This is a genomic window from Fibrobacter sp. HC4 (genome assembly GCF_023373925.1).
Taxonomy (GTDB): Bacteria; Fibrobacterota; Fibrobacteria; order Fibrobacterales; family Fibrobacteraceae; genus Fibrobacter.
In genome coordinates, this window is sequence record NZ_JALCZV010000008.1 from 41,378 (window position 1) to 56,312 (window position 14,935).

Here is a 14,935-nt window from a genome sequence, read left to right on the forward strand (position 1 = left end):
TATATAAAAAGGGAGTGGCTTATGCTAAATAAAATTCGTCTACTGTTTGCCAACTTCAGGTTGCGAAAGCGTTTGTTGGCTGTAGCGGATGCATGCATCGTTGTTTTTGCAGGGCTAGTAGCGAATGTTCCTCTCCCTTTGTTTGCAGAACGTATCGGACGCCCCGACCTCATTGTCATTTTTGCATTGACTGTATTGACCTGCTTTGGTTCCCTGATTTTTATGGGGGCCTACAATAAGCTGTGGCGCTATTTTAGCAAGAAGGATTACCTGAGCTGTATCTATGGCTGCCTTTTGGGCATGTTCCTGGGCTACTTCTTGCTGTACCTGACTACCGAAAAAGTATTCATTGAGTTTCAGATCCTCCACTTTATCGTGGCGACCTTTGGCATTTGCGCTTTCCGCTACCTGTTCAAGGATGCCTTTATGGTGCTCCTTAAGACCGGCATAGACGAAGCCCACCGCAAGCGCACCATGATCATTGGTGCCGGCAGCGCCTCTTTGGCTTTGCTCCGTGAATTCAAGGTGGCCTCGGAAGATATGTCATCTGACAATGCGGCCAGCAAGATCAATCCTGTTTGCCTGATTGATGATGACCGTGATAAGATCGGTAAGACCTTTGAAGGGGTTCTTGTTGCCGGCGGTACCAGCGAAATCCCAAAAATCGCAAGGCTCGAACGCATCGAAGAAATCCTTTTCTGCATTCCCAGCTGCCCGGCCCCCGACCGCCAGAAAATTTTGGAAATCTGTAACGACACCAACCTGCCTGTAAAGGTGGTCCCCTTCCTGGGCAATATTGTGGAATCCGGCAATTACGTGGGCCAGATCCGCGACATCAAGGTAGAAGACCTGCTGGGCCGTGAACCAATCAAGTTCAACAACAAGGATGTGCGCAACTTTATCGAAGGCAAGGTCTGCATGGTTAGTGGCGGCGGTGGCAGTATCGGTAGCGAACTGGTACGCCAGATTGCCAAGTACAATCCCAAGCAGGTGATTATCATAGACATTTACGAAAACAATGCCTACGATATCCAGCAGGAACTGGTCATGGAATATGGCAAGGAACTGAACCTGGTGACCCTGATTGCCAGTGTGCGAGACTACTTCCGCATGAACGAAATCTTCAAGACCTACAAGCCCGACGTGGTGTTCCATGCCGCCGCCCACAAGCATGTGCCCCTTATGGAACACAACCCCATGGAAGCCATCAAGAACAACGTGATGGGTACCTTTAACATGGGTTGCCTGGCCCTGTTCAACAATGTACAGAAGTTCGTGATGATCAGTACCGATAAGGCCGTGAACCCCACCAACGTCATGGGGGCTAGCAAGCGCTGCTGCGAAATGATCGTGCAGTACCTGAGCCAGCAGGCCGGCAGCAAGACCGAGTTCGTGACCACCCGTTTTGGAAACGTGCTGGGCAGCAACGGTAGCGTGATCCCCCTGTTTAAGCGCCAGATCGAAAAGGGCGGCCCCGTGACCGTGACCCACCCCGACATAATCCGCTACTTTATGACCATTCCCGAGGCGGTGAGCCTGGTGATGGAAGCGGCCTCCATTGCCAAGGGTGGCGAAATCTTTGTGCTGGACATGGGTCAGCCGGTCAAGATCGTTAGCCTGGCCGAGAACCTGATTCGCATGTACGGCAAGGTGCCCTACAAGGATGTGGAAATCAAGTTTACCGGTTTACGCCCCGGCGAAAAGATCAAGGAAGAACTCCTCATGAACGAAGAGGGGTTGCTGCGCACAAAGAACAAGCTGATCTTTATCGGAAAGCAGATCGAAATCGACATGGATCAGTTTATTGTGGCGCTGTGGACCTTGCGTAATGCGGCCAAGAAAAATGACGACAAGGCTGCCATCAGCGCCCTGCATGACATAGTGCCTACTTTTACTACACCCGAAGAATTCAACAAGACCGTAATGATGAAGGCCCTATAGGGGGTCGACTTAATCGCATTTCTTGCGGTTCTGCCAGGTGCTTTCGTTGAAGAGCTGGCCTTCGCTGAGGCCGTACTTTTCCTGAATGCCGGCTTCACGGATGGCATCTTCGATGGAGACTTTTCCGCGGATGGCCTGGGTGTAAATTAGCACCTTGCGTCGGACTGTTTCTGGATCTTCGTTGAGCATTTCTAGGCGGAAATGGTTTACGCCGGAGGTGCGGAGTTGAGGCATCAATTTAAGCGCAGACTGGGGACGGCCTACGAATAGGGTGTTGCGGCATTCTGCGTCGGATTGCAGGAAGTGGCGTTCTCCCTTGTGGTCCAGGATTTCCACCTTGTGCTGGGTGCAGATTTTTCCGCATTCCGGGAAGCGGCGGCCTGTAGTAAGGCTGCGGGCGAAAGCGCAATATTCCGAATGGAAGGCGGGCATGTACTGGTGAAGGGTCAGTTCCAGGCGGCTGCCGTCGATGTTTTTCAGCAGGTCGAAAAGCTGGGTGCTGTTTAGATCCCAGGAGGGGTGGATTGTCTGCAGTCCCTGATCCAGAAGCCATTCGTAGCTGGCGGAGTTGGCGGCGTTCAGGCTGTAGTCGCCTACGAGAGGGATCCCGCTATCCTTGAGGATGGACAGGGAACCAAGATTGCGGACAAGGGCGAAATCCGGGCAGAGTTCCAGAATCTTTTTCAGGTAATGATTTTCGCCGGGCTTGTGGATTCGCAGGGTGGCCATGCCAGCCTTAAAACCAAGTTCACGAATCTGCTGGAGGGGTTCGTCATATTTGACGCCCCAGTCGAAATCCATGATGACGTTGTCGATGTCTAATCCCTTGAGGGCGGCAATCTGTTCCGGGTTGCGGACCAGCACGGAGATGACGGGCTTTGCAACTTTGTGGACGATGCCGAATTCTTTTTGCGTGTCATCCTGAGCGGAGTGGAGCGAAGCCGATGGATCTTGAGCAGCTGCGGACTTCTTGGTGGCAACGGCGAACTTTGCGGAAATTGTCTGCAGGAATTTTTTTCCGTTTGCGGCGCTGATATTCATTTCCTTCCACTGCAGGGAGGAGGCTTCCAGCTGTTGAATTGCGGACTGTCGCAGGTTGCGCAGCACCTTTCCGGGTACGAAAGGTGCGCCGGCCACGTGGACCATCAGACTTCCAAGTTCATAGGGCGTGGCCGACAGGCCCCCAAGTTCCTTGCGGGCCAGCGCTTCCAGAGCTGCAGGGTCGACTGCATTTTTCGCCTGTTCCAAAATCTGTTCGCTTTGTACTTCTGCGGCCTTATCCATCCCTTGCATCAGGGTGGTTCCCGCCAGCCAGACTTTCAAGGTCAGAGGTTCGCCCACCGCACCGGAAAGTTCCATGTTCACCGCACGCTTGGTTTCCTGATTTCGGTCGGTAAATGTCTTGCGCAGTTCCTTTTCCAGGGTGGGGGAGTCGTTGCGGAAAACGTCCATGTTGCGGCCGATCTTTCGTGTGTCGAAATCGTAGCCGAAGTCCAGGCGCAGCAGCGGACCCATGCCGCGCATGCCGTCTCCACGCTTGCTGTGGGCGTTATGTACAATCTGCGCTCCGTACAGGCGGCTTCCCAGGGAGACGCCAAAGCGGTAATCTTCAAAGAGGATGCCGTCGCCGGGGCGGGGGAGCCATTCCTTTTCGGCGGTTACAAAAACAGATGAACGCTCTACCTTGACGACTTTACCTAAATAAAGACCGTGATGATTGCTGAAGGTTCCGTTCACCAGTTCCTGGTGGTTGTCGCCATCAAGCCAGCCGGTAGTCAACCCGCGGGAGAACAAGACTTCCAGCGGTTCCAAGTCTGAACTTTCCAGACCGAGATCGCCCCGCTTGCTGGTGGCTGCGGAAATGTTGTCCAACGCCTTTCTATAGGCTCTCGTTACGGCAGCCACGTATTCCGGGCTCTTCAGACGGCCTTCCACCTTCAGGGATTCCACGCCGATTTCGGCAAGTTCCTCAAGCTTGGGGAGGGCGCACAAATCGCGGGTGCTGAACAAATACTGGGCGTCGGTTTCGGTGAATTCCTTGCCGTCTACAAAAATGCGGTAGGGGAGGCGGCAACTTTGGGCGCACTGGCCTCGGTTTGCGGATCTTCCGCCGAAGTTTTCACTGGTGAGGCACTGGCCGGAATAGGAGACGCAAAGGGCTCCGTGTACGAACACTTCGATTTCAAGGTCGGTTCCGCTCTTGACGGCGGCAATCTGCTTGGCCGAAAGTTCGCGGCTCAAAACGGCGCGGTTAAAGCCGATGGATTTTACCAGGTTTACGCCCTCGGCGCTGGCCAGGGTCATCTGGGTGCTGGCGTGGATTTCCTGTTCCGGGCAAATTGCGCGAATCAAGCGGGCGAGGCCAATGTCCTGGATAATAAAGGCGTCGGGTTTCAAGGCGATAATCTGGGCCAGGAATTCCGGCAACTCCTGCAGCTCACGCTCGAAAACAAGAACGTTCATGGCCATGAAACTGCGGACGCCTCGGCTTCGGGCATACTCGATCATGGCCTTTACATCTTCAAAGGAAAAGTCTTCGGTACGGCCGCGAGCGTTCCAGTGGGGAACCCCGAAATACACGGCGTTGGCCCCGTTCTTGACGGCGGCTTCCAGCATTTCCCAGGTTCCAACAGGCATCAAAAGTTCTTGTTCTTTCATCATTGCGTACCGGATTTTAAATTACGCTCCACAAGATAGAAATTACCATCCATTCTAATTTCTATTATTGGGAACATGAAGTTTTATTCCCTTTTGTCTTTGATTTTTATTCTAATGGCTTTCTCTTTTATGGGCTGCGCCGATAAGGAAGCACAGGCCGAAATTACACGCCTGAAACAGAATAACGCCAGTCTTCAGCACTCTGTAGATTCGCTTCAGCATACCCTGGATTCCCTGAACGCCTACGGCGATTCCGTGAAGAAATCTTTACAAAAGCTGGATATGCACCTCTAACTTTGGGGCCTTCGGCCTGAAAATTAAGGAAACAGCGGGTTATGCCCGCTTTTTTTATATAAAAAGTCTGATATTCCAACTTGAACTGCCACCTCTAGTCGGTCGGTGCGGGGGATTCGTTGTGAATATTTTGTATATTTGGCCTCGTGGCAAAAACTCGTCTACCGCTGCGGCGGAGACCCCTTTAAATGCTTCGCCGGCCCAATTTGCCCGAAGCCTTATGGCCAGTCAAGCCTCTCCGGAGGCGCTAGTAAGATGGCTTTAAGCATAAATCCGAATACGGATTACATTAACCCAACGCCACACCGCCTGCGGGTTCTTCCAGCCTGTAGTCGCGGTCAACCCTTATTTATGAGGTGCCCCGAATGGAATACATCGCAATCGCTCTCTCACTCGTTGCAGTGATCTTGAGCATCGTTATCCTGACTAAGGTTAACAAGCTCCTTACTATGCTTCGTACCCCGATTTTCAAGAAGCTCACCCCCGACATGAACCTGAAGCCGGGCGCACGCCGCCCCGTTAACGCTCAGGAAATGGCTCAGCGCGGTGAACGCAACAACAAGGAAAATCGCCAGAAGGAAAATAAGGAACGTCCTGCAAAGGAAAACCGCGAAAATCGCGAAAACAAGGCCGCCAACGCTGCACAGCCGGCTGCCCGTAATGAACAGCGTGAACAGCGCGCTGAACGCAACGAACGTGGCAACCGCCGCGACCGTCGCGAAGGCCGCCCGGAACGTCCCCGTCGTGAATTCAACGCCGCCGCTGCAGCTCCTGCCGCAGAAGCCGCCGCTCCCGTAGCTGCCGCTACCGAAGCTGCTGCACCGGTCGCCGCTGAAGCTCCTGTTGCTGAACGCCGTCCCCTCGCTCCTCGCATCCCGGTTGAAACTCCGGCCGCTCCCGCAGCACCCGCAGTTGAAGTCCCCGCCGCAGCTCCCGCAGCTGTTGCAGCACCGGTTGTGAACGAAGCTGATATTGCTCCGGTTGAAACCACTTTCGATCCGTCCAAGGTTCGCTATGGCCGCCGCAACGTGATCAAGAAGGCTCCGGAACTGGCTGACGACGAAGCTTAATTAGCTTGGCTCAAAGCATTAAAAAATCCTCCGCAGAAATGCGGGGGATTTTTTTAATTACGAATTACGAGATACGAGTTATGAGATATTTGTCTGCGTTTGTCATCCTGAGCGGAGCGAAGGATCTAGTGGCGCAGACTCAAATTATGAGATACGAACTGTGAGCGATGAGCTGTGAGTAATGAGCTGTGAGTAATGAGCTGTGAGTAATGAGCTGTGAGCTAAAGTAAGGCGCCTTCGGCGCGATTATCTAGCTCAAAGGAGCCGAAGGCTCCGTCCTCATACCTGAAAGCGAGCTTTGCGAGCGCCCTCATACCTAGAACCTCGTTCCTTAGAATTCGATCAGCCCCTTTTCTTCGTCGGCGAGGATTACCTTGGTTGCCATGTCGACGAACAGACCGTGACCGACGATACCGACGATGTGTTCCAGTTCGCGAGCCAGCTTGTCTGCATCAGCAATAGGAGCAAACTTGGCGTCGGCAATGAGGTTGCCAGAATCGCTAATCACCGGACCGTCCTTACCGGGAGCGCCCATACGGACCTTGACTTCGCCACCCAGCTTGGCAACGCGTTCGGTTACGACTGCGATTGCACCCGGGATGATTTCCAGAGGAACTGCGAACTTGGTACCCAGCTGGTTCACCTTCTTGCCGCTGTCTGCGATAATCACGTAGTTGTCGGTCATGGAGGCCACAATCTTTTCAAGCAGGTGGGCTGCACCGCGACCCTTGATCAGGTTGCGGTTGTCGTCGATTTCGTCGGCACCGTCAATGACCATGTCCAGGTGAGAGACTTCGCCCATTTCCTTCAGGGGGATGCCCAGAGCGCGGCACTGCAGGGTGGTGCTCCAGCTAGTAGAAACGCCAACCACCTTGATACCTTCGGTCTTGATGCGTTCTGCCAGGCGGTTTACCATGTGGGCTGCGGTGCTTCCAGTGCCAAGACCGACGGTCATGCCGTCCTTGATCATGTCAGCGGCGCGTACGCCTGCGGCTTTCTTCAGTTCATCCATGTTGGCCATTATCGCCATCTCCTGTTGAAATTATCGGGGTTGTTAAGATCGTCGCCGAATTCGTCGAACTCATCCTGTTCGTCAAATTCGTCCTTATCGGGAAATCCTGATTCCAGTTCGGTAAAGCTGGGGGATTCTACGGCGATGACCTGCACGTCAAAGGTCAGGTCCTTACCGGCAAAGGGGTGGTTGCCGTCTACGATTACGGTTTCCTTGCGGATTTCCTTGATGGTGTATATACCGTCAGCTTCGTTATCGTCGTCGCTGTCCAGGTTCAGTCCATCTACAAATTCGTCGGCCGTTTCGGGTAACTGGAACTCACGGATGTCTTCATCCTGATACATTTCCAGTTCCATGCCCAGCCAGATTTCACCAATTTCTTTCAGTTCGTCCTTAGGGACTTCCAGGATCAAGTCATCGCGGAAAAGACCGTAGCCGAGATTCGCGTCAATGTCGATTGTGAATTTCTCGCCAACGCGGCGACCATTCAAGGCACTCTCCAGACCGGGGATAATGTTGTTGAACCCATGAATGTACACGAAGGGGTGGGATGCCGGCACTTCTTCCAGAATCTTCCCGGACCTTTCCATTAAAGTGTAGGCAATGCTGACCTTCAGCTTGTCTTGAACAATTTCCATACGACGCAAAAATAGTAAATAGAGCCGTATTTTTAAATGCGTATGACGTTTAAGGCCTTAGCTTTGTAGAAAAGAAAACTTAATTTTTGCTTTTCTCGCCACCTAATTCTCTCATATTTCTTCTTTTTTATTTAAATTAGGCTCATGCTTTACGGAATTTGCTCTGATATCCATTCTAACGCCGAAGCTTTCAAGGCTGTGCTCCAGTCCATGGAAGATAATGGTGTAGATCGGAAGGTTTGTCTTGGTGATTTGGTGGGGTACGGCGCAGACCCTGATGAATGTGTAGCCCTGGCTCGTGAAAATATGGACATCTGCATTATCGGTAATCACGATAGTGTCGCCATCAAGCACGAATCCAGCGAAGGCTTTAACCCCTATGCCAAGCAGGCTATCGAATGGACCCAGACCCACCTTTCCAAGGAATCTGTGGAATACATGCGCAGCCTGACCTACATCCGTGAAGAAAACGATATTTGCTTCGTTCACGCATCGCCCCTGAGCCCTGCAGACTGGGTCTATGTGACAGAACTGGAAGATGCTCTGGACGCCTTCGATCATTTTTCTGGCCGCTACTGTTTTGTGGGACATACCCATAGCCCGGTTATCGTGGCAAGCCGCCCCATGGCCATTCCCAAGATTCTGGATGAATACGAATATACCATCGAGAATACGGAACGTCTGCTGGTGAACGTCGGCAGTGTGGGGCAGCCTCGTGACCGCGATCCCCGTTCCTGCTGGTGCCTGCTGGATACCGAAACCAAGTGCGTGCGCATCATCCGCGTGGATTACGACATCGCCAAGACCCAGGAACGCATGCGCAAGCAGGGAATGGCAAACTTCCTGATCGACCGCTTGTCAGTTGGAAGATAGTAGCCTCCATGAAATGGGTTCTCGCAGTTTTTGGTAAGGCAGGTTCGCCTTTTGTTGCCGACGAAGTCGACAAGTACGTCAAGCGTCTCCGTGGGGGAGCCATCCCTCTGGAAGTCGTGGAACTCAAGGAATCGAAGCTGGACGACCGAAACCAGTCCCTGGCGCAGGAAGCTGCCCTTTTCGAGAAGAAATTCCCCAAGAGCGATTTCAAGCGGATCATTCTTTCTGAAGAGGGGAAGCTGATGGACACGGTCAAACTATCTGACACGCTCCGTGACCGCTTCCCGGGAAATGTGGTATTTCTGATCGGTTCCGCATACGGTATAGACGAGAATCTGAAGAAAACCGCCGATATGCTGTTGAGCCTGTCTCCTCTGACTTTTACCCACGACCATGCCCGAATCATCTTTGCGGAACAGCTCTACCGGGCCCAGATGGTGATGCAAAATCACCCGTACCACCACAGATAGTGGCTGGGCCATACAGGTTGTAATAAAAATATCTGTTTTTCGGGATGTTTTTGTATAGTTAGATGTTCTGAACCCGACGTAATCATCTATATTCTTGTCCATGGGTTCCGAATATTATGACAATCATTTCTCGTATTTTCTAGACAACAACGAAAAAAGGATGAATGGCATTTTTTGCCGAATCCTCTGGTATTGCTGCCTTGTTTCTCCGACGATCGCCTTAGGCGTTCTTTTTGCCGCCTTTCCTGGCGTCACTTATTGGGCCTGTCTCCAGTCTTTTTTGGTGATTTTCGTTTTCGCCATCGGCCATTCGGTGCTTTATAAGTTCAAGCCTGAAAGTTCCATTATCAAGTACATTGGACTGGTAGGTGCCTTGGTGACCATCTACGTCATGAGTATTGGCCACATGGACATCTCGCTAAGCTACTTCTTTGTGCCCATGACCAGCCTTCTGTATTGTAAGCGCAGGACTTTCGTCACCATGAGTATCCTCAGCTATTTGATGATGCTGGTCAGCAACTGGCAGATTTCAGAATTCGAGGCCAGCGCCCTTGCTAATCCGGATGCCGTCGAATGGTTTGTTACCCACATTGACGGAATGACCATCGAGTTCGTGGTGATGTTCGTAAGTGGCTTCTTTATTAACAAGGCCATGGTTAAGCACCTGAAGACCATGTACAGTAATGAAGTGAATATCAATAAGAGTGAGCATTCCGCCTACACAGATCAGCTAACTGGATTGTGGAACCGCAGGTACATGGAACGCGCCTTTGACAAGTTCATGGTGGTTCAGCACAATTCCGGAGCCATGCTGGTGGTGGATATGGACCATATGAAGGTGGTGAATGACTCTTATGGACATCTGGAAGGGGATAGGGCCATTAAGTTGTTTGCAAACATCTTGCAGAAGACTTTTGACAAGTCTGAATCTGTGACCATCTGCCGTTTCGGCGGTGATGAATTCGTGGTGCTCTTGCCCAACGTGAAGAGCATGGCCGATTTGACCTTGTGCATCAGCCATCTGATTTCTAATTCCGACGAAGCTTTCTGCAACGACGAAAAATTGAATGTCATCAATATTTCGATAGGGGCGGCCTTTGCAAACGACCTGGATATGAACTATCAGGCCCTATTTGATCGCGCAGACAAGGCCCTTTATGATGTGAAAAAGTCAGGTCGTAACAGCTACCAGATTTACACTGAGATGTAATAAACAGTTAAAAGCCCTGTCAAATTTAAGGAGAACAGTCGAGGTGTCGGCTGTTTTTTCTATCTTTACCGCCGCAAAAAAATGAACCCTAATTCTTGAGTTCCTGGCTTCAAACCTTTTGCCTTGAACCTAGAGCCTTTTTTATGAACGAAGAAATTTCTAAACGCCGCACTTTCGCCATCGTTAGCCATCCTGACGCTGGTAAGACAACCATTACCGAAAAGTTCCTGTGGTACGGCAACGTAATCCGTGAAGCAGGCCATGTTCGTGCCAAGTCCAACCGCAGCTACACGGTTTCTGACTGGATGAAGATCGAACAGCAGCGTGGTATTTCTGTTTCCAGTTCCGTTCTGAATTTTCCCTTCGAAGGTTGCATGTTCAACCTGGTCGATACCCCGGGCCATCAGGACTTCTGCGAAGATACTTACCGCGCCCTGACCGCTGTGGACGCCGCCCTGGTGCTTATCGATAGCGTGAACGGCGTAGAAAAGCAGACCATCCGCCTCATGAACGTGTGTCGCATGCGCCACACTCCGATTATCACCTTCATCAACAAGATGGACCTTGATGGTCGCCATGTGCTGGACCTGCTGGATGAAATCGAAAATGTCCTGAAGATCAAGGTGGCTCCCTTTACTCTGCCCATTGGCGTGGGTAAGCTTTTCAAGGGTGTGTACTGCATCGCCGACAATACCTTCCATACTTTTAACAAGGAAGAAGGGGAGCAGCAGCTTATCCAGATGACTGGTCCCGATGATCCCCGCCTGGTTGAAATGTGCGGCGAGAACTGGGTGGAACAGTTCAAGGAAGAATACGAAATGGTCACTGGCGCTATGGACCCGTTTGACCACGAAAAGTTCCTGAAGGGGGAGATGTGCCCCGTGTTCTTTGGCAGTGCCGTGAACAACTTCGGTGTACGTCAGCTGTTGAACGCCTTTGCTCAGTTGGCTCCTCCTCCCATGATCCGCGATACCGACAAGCGTCCTGTGGATCCGGGTGAAGATGCTTTTAGCGCATTTGTGTTTAAGATCCAGGCTAACATGGACCCCAAGCACCGTGACCGTACCGCATTCCTGCGTATCTGCTCCGGTAGCTTTACCCGTGGCGAAAAAGTTTTCCATGTGCGTACCGGCCGAGAAATCCGTCTGGCTGCTCCTACCGCATTCCTGGCCAAGGACAAGGAAGTCATTGACAATGCCTGGGCAGGCGACATCGTGGGTATTAACGACCCCGGTCTGTTCCGCATCGGCGATACTCTGACCGATGGTGAAAAGATGAGCTACACCGGCATTCCTGACTTCGCTCCGGAACATTTTGCCCGTGTCACCCTCCTGAACCCGCTGAAGTCCAAGCAGATGGCCAAGGGCCTGGCTGAACTTTCTGAAGAAGGTGCTACCCAGCTTTATGAACCTATGAAGTCCGCTATTCCGGTGATCGGTGTGGTGGGTGAACTGCAGTTCGACGTGCTGAAGTTCCGTCTCCAGAGTGAATACGGCGCTGACGTTTCTTTGGATCGCGTACCCGCTCACGGTATCCGCTGGGTCTCCGGCCCCGAAAAGGACGTGAACAAGTTCGCTGAAGAATATGCCATGGACTGCATGCTGGACAAGGAACGCAACTTAGTTTGTCTGTTCCCCAACGAATATCGTCTGAATCAGGCTATCAAGAATTACGAAAACTTGACCTTCGCAGAAACCTCCCAGGGATAGTTTCAACGAATCGGCCTTCGGGTAAAAAAATTACGAGATGCAGTAAATTCGCTGCATCTCTTTTTTAAACATCAGGCAAACACCTTGCTTTACTGTTTATTGTATGAACACATCGAAAAAAAAACAAAGTTTTTTGCTAAATTTACGGCACTTATGAAATGCTTTATCTATGACACCACGCTGCGCGACGGCAATCAAGATCGCAAGATTAGTCTCTCTCTGGCCGATAAAATCCAGATTACTCGAATTCTTGACTCTTTCGGTATTGATTACATTGAAGGCGGCTGGCCCAACCCGAGCAACCCCACCGACGAAGAATACTTCCGCGAAGTAAAGAAGCTGAAGCTGAAGCACGCCAAGATCGCTGCTTTCGGTAGTACTCGTCGCCCGAAGATTCTTCCCGAAAAGGATCCGCTGCTCCAGGCATTGGTGAAGTCCGAAGCTCCAGTAAAGACCATCTTCGGTAAGAGCTGGGACCTTCACGTTACAGAAGTCATTCATACTACTCTGGAAGAAAACCTGGACATGATCCAGTCTTCCATCGAATTCCTGAAGGAACATTCCAAGGAAGTTATTTACGATGCCGAACATTTCTTCGACGGCTACAAGGCTAATCCGGAATATGCCATCGAAACTTTGAAGGCTGCCGCTCTCGGTGGTGCAGACTTTATCGTTCTGTGCGATACCAACGGCGGTACCATGCCTTGGGAACTGGAAGAAATTTTTGAAGCCGTCAAGGAACATGTAGACGTACCTCTGGGCATCCATGTTCACAACGACTCCGGCCTTGCTGTGGCTAACAGCATCTACGCCGTGAAGTCCGGCGCATCCATGATTCAGGGTGTCATTAACGGTTACGGCGAACGCTGCGGTAACGCCAACCTCACCACCATCATGGCAGACCTGGTCTTCAAGATGGGCGCAAAGTTCTTTGCCTCCAAGAAGATTTCCGGCCTCCGTAAGCTGTTCCTCAGCGTAGACCAGATTGTGAATCTGGCCAGCGACGTTCGCGCACCGTACGTGGGCGAGGCTGCATTTGCTCATAAGGGCGGTGCCCATATCGATGGCGTCATGAAGGTGTCCCGCAGCTTTGAACATGTGGACCCGCATTCCGTGGGCAACGACCGCGTGTTCGTCACCAGCGATCAGGCTGGCGGTTCTCTGGTTGTAGAAAAGCTGAAGGCTATCAAGCCGGGCATCGACAAGAAGGATCCCATGGTGGCAAAGCTCCTGCTGGCTATCAAGGAAAAGGAAAACGCCGGCTGGCACTTTGACTCCGCCGAAGCCAGCTTCAAGATGCTGGTCTACCGCCAGCTGGGCATGTTCACTGAACCTTTTGAATTCATGAACTATCGCGTCACCGAAGACAAGACTCCTCAGGGACTCTCTGTTTCCCAAGCTTCTGTAAAGCTTAAGATTGGCGACAAGATCAGCCATCAGGTAAGCGAAGGCGACGGTCCGGTGAACGCTCTGGATGCCGCGTTGCGTAAGGCTCTGCTGCCGTTCTTCCCGTACATGGCCAAGGTCCGCCTGGACGACTTTAAGGTCCGCGTTCTGGGTTCTTCTGTGGGTTCCGACGCTCTGGTCCGCGTGTGGACTACCTTCGGCGATGACAAGGAACATTGGAATGTGGCAGGTGTCAGCACCAACATCATCGAAGCCAGCTGGCTTGCCTTGATGGACGGTCTGTGCTACAAGATTTTGAAGGAAACTAAGAAATGCAAATAATTAAGGCTACTCCTAGCTCTAAGGAAATTGAACGCATCTGCGGTCGCGAAGTTGCTCCCAGCCGCGAAATTTATAACAAGGTTGTAGACATCCTGGCTGACATCAAGAAGGGTGGCTACGCCAAGGCTGTGGAATACGCCCAAAAGTTCGACGGCCTCAAGGGCAAGAACATCCGCGTTTCTGAAAAGGAAATTGCAAAGTCTGCCGCCAAGTGCCCTGCCGATTTGCAGAAGGCTCTCAAGCAGGCAATCAAGAACGTTCGCGACTTCCACCAGAACCAGATGGAAGAATCCTGGCTCATGGAAGGTAAGGACGGCGTTGTCCTCGGTCAGCGTATCCGTCCCATGAAGCGTGTAGGCCTCTACGTTCCCGGTGGCGCAGGCATTTACCCAAGCACCGTGATCATGAATGCTGTACCCGCTCTGGTTGCTGGCGTTGAAGACATCGTGGTGGTCACTCCCATCAAGGGCGAAATCAACCGTGCCGTGGCTTTCGTGCTCCAGCAGTTGGGCATTACCGAAGTCTACCACATCGGTGGCGCACAGGCTATCGGCCTGTTGGCCTACGGTGCCAAGGATTCCAAGGGCAAGACCATCGTTGAACGCGTCGACAAGATTGTGGGCCCGGGTAACGTTTTCGCTGCCGTCGCCAAGAAGGAAGTCTTCGGCGTTGTGGATATCGACATGGTGGCAGGCCCCTCTGAAGTTCTCGTCATGGCCGACAAGACTGCCGATCCTGACTTCGTTGCAGCAGACCTGCTTTCCCAGGCTGAACACGGTTCCGGTTTCGAAGCCGCCATCTGCATTACCGACGACATGGAAACCGCCCAGATGATTTCTGCCTGTGTAGACGTCCAGGTTGAAAACAGCCCCAAGAAGGAACTGCTTCAGAAGGTACTGGACAACTTCGGCCGAATTCTCGTGGTGAAGGACTGGTTCGATGGCGTTGCCATTGCAAACAAGATCGCTCCGGAACATCTGGAAGTCATGACCGACGAAGCGGAATCCATGGCTGCCCAGATTGAAAACGCCGGCGCCGTGTTTATCGGTCACTGGTCTTCTGAACCTGTAGGCGACTACTTTGCCGGCCCCAACCATGTGCTGCCTACCAATGGCACTGGTCGCTTCTTCAGCCCTCTCGGCGTATACGACTTCCTGAAGCGTATGTCCATCATCCGCTACAGCGAAAAGGCCATCAAGAAGAACGCCAAGGCAATTGCCGCTGTTGCAATGGAAGAAGGCTTCTACCATCACGCACAGGCTGTGCTGAAGCGCCTTTAGTTCAGCGCCGCTTCTTTAGAATAAATTTCTTGAATAAAGAAAAACTTTAAAA

At 52.0% G+C, this 14,935-nt stretch carries 12 protein-coding genes; 9 read left to right on the plus strand and 3 right to left on the minus strand.

Annotated elements, in window-relative coordinates; all coding sequences use genetic code 11:
• Positions 1–21: 21 nt before the first annotated feature.
• Entirely contained in the window at positions 22–1,941 is a 1,920-nt protein-coding gene (locus MMG03_RS06820) for a nucleoside-diphosphate sugar epimerase/dehydratase (protein ID WP_073160882.1), read from the plus strand.
• Between the two features lie 9 nt (positions 1,942–1,950).
• Here MMG03_RS06820 and MMG03_RS06825 read toward each other — a convergent pair whose 3' ends face one another.
• Positions 1,951–4,602: a U32 family peptidase gene (locus MMG03_RS06825; RefSeq protein ID WP_249505945.1), complete on the minus strand. Its 2,652-nt coding sequence runs from the start codon at positions 4,600–4,602 to the stop codon at positions 1,951–1,953.
• Between the two features lie 111 nt (positions 4,603–4,713).
• Between MMG03_RS06825 and MMG03_RS06830 the strand changes: the two genes are divergently transcribed.
• Together MMG03_RS06830 and MMG03_RS06835 are read left to right on the plus strand one after the other, a co-directional pair.
• Positions 4,714–4,893 (plus strand): hypothetical protein, encoded by a 180-nt coding sequence (locus MMG03_RS06830; RefSeq protein WP_139259155.1) that lies wholly within the window; start codon positions 4,714–4,716, stop codon positions 4,891–4,893.
• A gap of 365 nt (positions 4,894–5,258) precedes the next feature.
• The gene (locus MMG03_RS06835) at positions 5,259–5,963 is read left to right on the plus strand and encodes a hypothetical protein (RefSeq protein ID WP_249505946.1); all 705 of its coding nucleotides are present in this window, start codon (positions 5,259–5,261) and stop codon (positions 5,961–5,963) included.
• 331 nt (positions 5,964–6,294) lie between these two features.
• Here the strand turns inward: MMG03_RS06835 and rpiA are convergent, their stop codons facing one another.
• Both rpiA and MMG03_RS06845 read right to left on the minus strand, forming a co-directional pair.
• Complete coding sequence (gene rpiA, locus MMG03_RS06840; RefSeq protein WP_249269346.1) at positions 6,295–6,984, minus strand: ribose-5-phosphate isomerase RpiA; 690 nt, start codon at positions 6,982–6,984, stop codon at positions 6,295–6,297.
• Positions 6,984–7,613 carry a peptidylprolyl isomerase gene (locus tag MMG03_RS06845; RefSeq protein ID WP_249505947.1) on the minus strand — a complete coding sequence of 210 codons (630 nt, stop codon included), beginning with the start codon at positions 7,611–7,613 and terminating at the stop codon, positions 6,984–6,986. Before MMG03_RS06845 ends, rpiA begins: the two co-directional genes overlap by 1 nt.
• A gap of 144 nt (positions 7,614–7,757) precedes the next feature.
• On the opposite strand from MMG03_RS06845, the gene MMG03_RS06850 reads away from it, so the two are divergent.
• From MMG03_RS06850 to hisD, 6 genes are all read left to right on the plus strand, one after another.
• Positions 7,758–8,486, plus strand: coding sequence for a metallophosphoesterase (locus MMG03_RS06850; protein WP_073160872.1), 729 nt, complete (start codon positions 7,758–7,760; stop codon positions 8,484–8,486).
• An 8-nt stretch (positions 8,487–8,494) separates the two neighbouring features.
• Positions 8,495–8,956, plus strand: a complete 462-nt coding sequence (locus MMG03_RS06855) for a 23S rRNA (pseudouridine(1915)-N(3))-methyltransferase RlmH (RefSeq protein WP_073160870.1) — start codon at positions 8,495–8,497, stop codon at positions 8,954–8,956.
• 100 nt (positions 8,957–9,056) lie between these two features.
• Entirely contained in the window at positions 9,057–10,166 is a 1,110-nt protein-coding gene (locus MMG03_RS06860; RefSeq protein ID WP_073238176.1) for a GGDEF domain-containing protein, read from the plus strand.
• A 143-nt stretch (positions 10,167–10,309) separates the two neighbouring features.
• On the plus strand, positions 10,310–11,875 hold the full coding sequence (locus tag MMG03_RS06865) for a peptide chain release factor 3 (RefSeq protein ID WP_249505948.1): 1,566 nt from the start codon (positions 10,310–10,312) through the stop codon (positions 11,873–11,875).
• A 153-nt stretch (positions 11,876–12,028) separates the two neighbouring features.
• Complete coding sequence (gene cimA / locus MMG03_RS06870; RefSeq protein WP_249505949.1) at positions 12,029–13,603, plus strand: citramalate synthase; 1,575 nt, start codon at positions 12,029–12,031, stop codon at positions 13,601–13,603.
• Complete coding sequence (gene hisD / locus MMG03_RS06875) at positions 13,594–14,883, plus strand: histidinol dehydrogenase (RefSeq protein WP_249505950.1); 1,290 nt, start codon at positions 13,594–13,596, stop codon at positions 14,881–14,883. The genes cimA and hisD overlap by 10 nt, the downstream gene beginning before the upstream one ends.
• Positions 14,884–14,935 lie beyond the last annotated feature (52 nt).

Excerpts from the sequence above, each read along its gene's own strand:
- MMG03_RS06845 (WP_249505947.1), bottom strand. The coding sequence starts at position 7,613 with ATGGAAATTGTTCAAGACAAGCTGAAGGTCAGCATTGCCTACACTTTA.
- MMG03_RS06835 (WP_249505946.1), top strand. The coding sequence starts at position 5,259 with ATGGAATACATCGCAATCGCTCTCTCACTCGTTGCAGTGATCTTGAGC.
- MMG03_RS06820 (WP_073160882.1), top strand. The coding sequence starts at position 22 with ATGCTAAATAAAATTCGTCTACTGTTTGCCAACTTCAGGTTGCGAAAG.
- MMG03_RS06825 (WP_249505945.1), bottom strand. The coding sequence starts at position 4,602 with ATGATGAAAGAACAAGAACTTTTGATGCCTGTTGGAACCTGGGAAATG.
- MMG03_RS06830 (WP_139259155.1), top strand. The coding sequence starts at position 4,714 with ATGGCTTTCTCTTTTATGGGCTGCGCCGATAAGGAAGCACAGGCCGAA.
- cimA (WP_249505949.1), top strand. The coding sequence starts at position 12,029 with ATGAAATGCTTTATCTATGACACCACGCTGCGCGACGGCAATCAAGAT.
- rpiA (WP_249269346.1), bottom strand. The coding sequence starts at position 6,984 with ATGGCCAACATGGATGAACTGAAGAAAGCCGCAGGCGTACGCGCCGCT.
- MMG03_RS06860 (WP_073238176.1), top strand. The coding sequence starts at position 9,057 with ATGGGTTCCGAATATTATGACAATCATTTCTCGTATTTTCTAGACAAC.
- MMG03_RS06855 (WP_073160870.1), top strand. The coding sequence starts at position 8,495 with ATGAAATGGGTTCTCGCAGTTTTTGGTAAGGCAGGTTCGCCTTTTGTT.
- MMG03_RS06865 (WP_249505948.1), top strand. The coding sequence starts at position 10,310 with ATGAACGAAGAAATTTCTAAACGCCGCACTTTCGCCATCGTTAGCCAT.
- hisD (WP_249505950.1), top strand. The coding sequence starts at position 13,594 with ATGCAAATAATTAAGGCTACTCCTAGCTCTAAGGAAATTGAACGCATC.
- MMG03_RS06850 (WP_073160872.1), top strand. The coding sequence starts at position 7,758 with ATGCTTTACGGAATTTGCTCTGATATCCATTCTAACGCCGAAGCTTTC.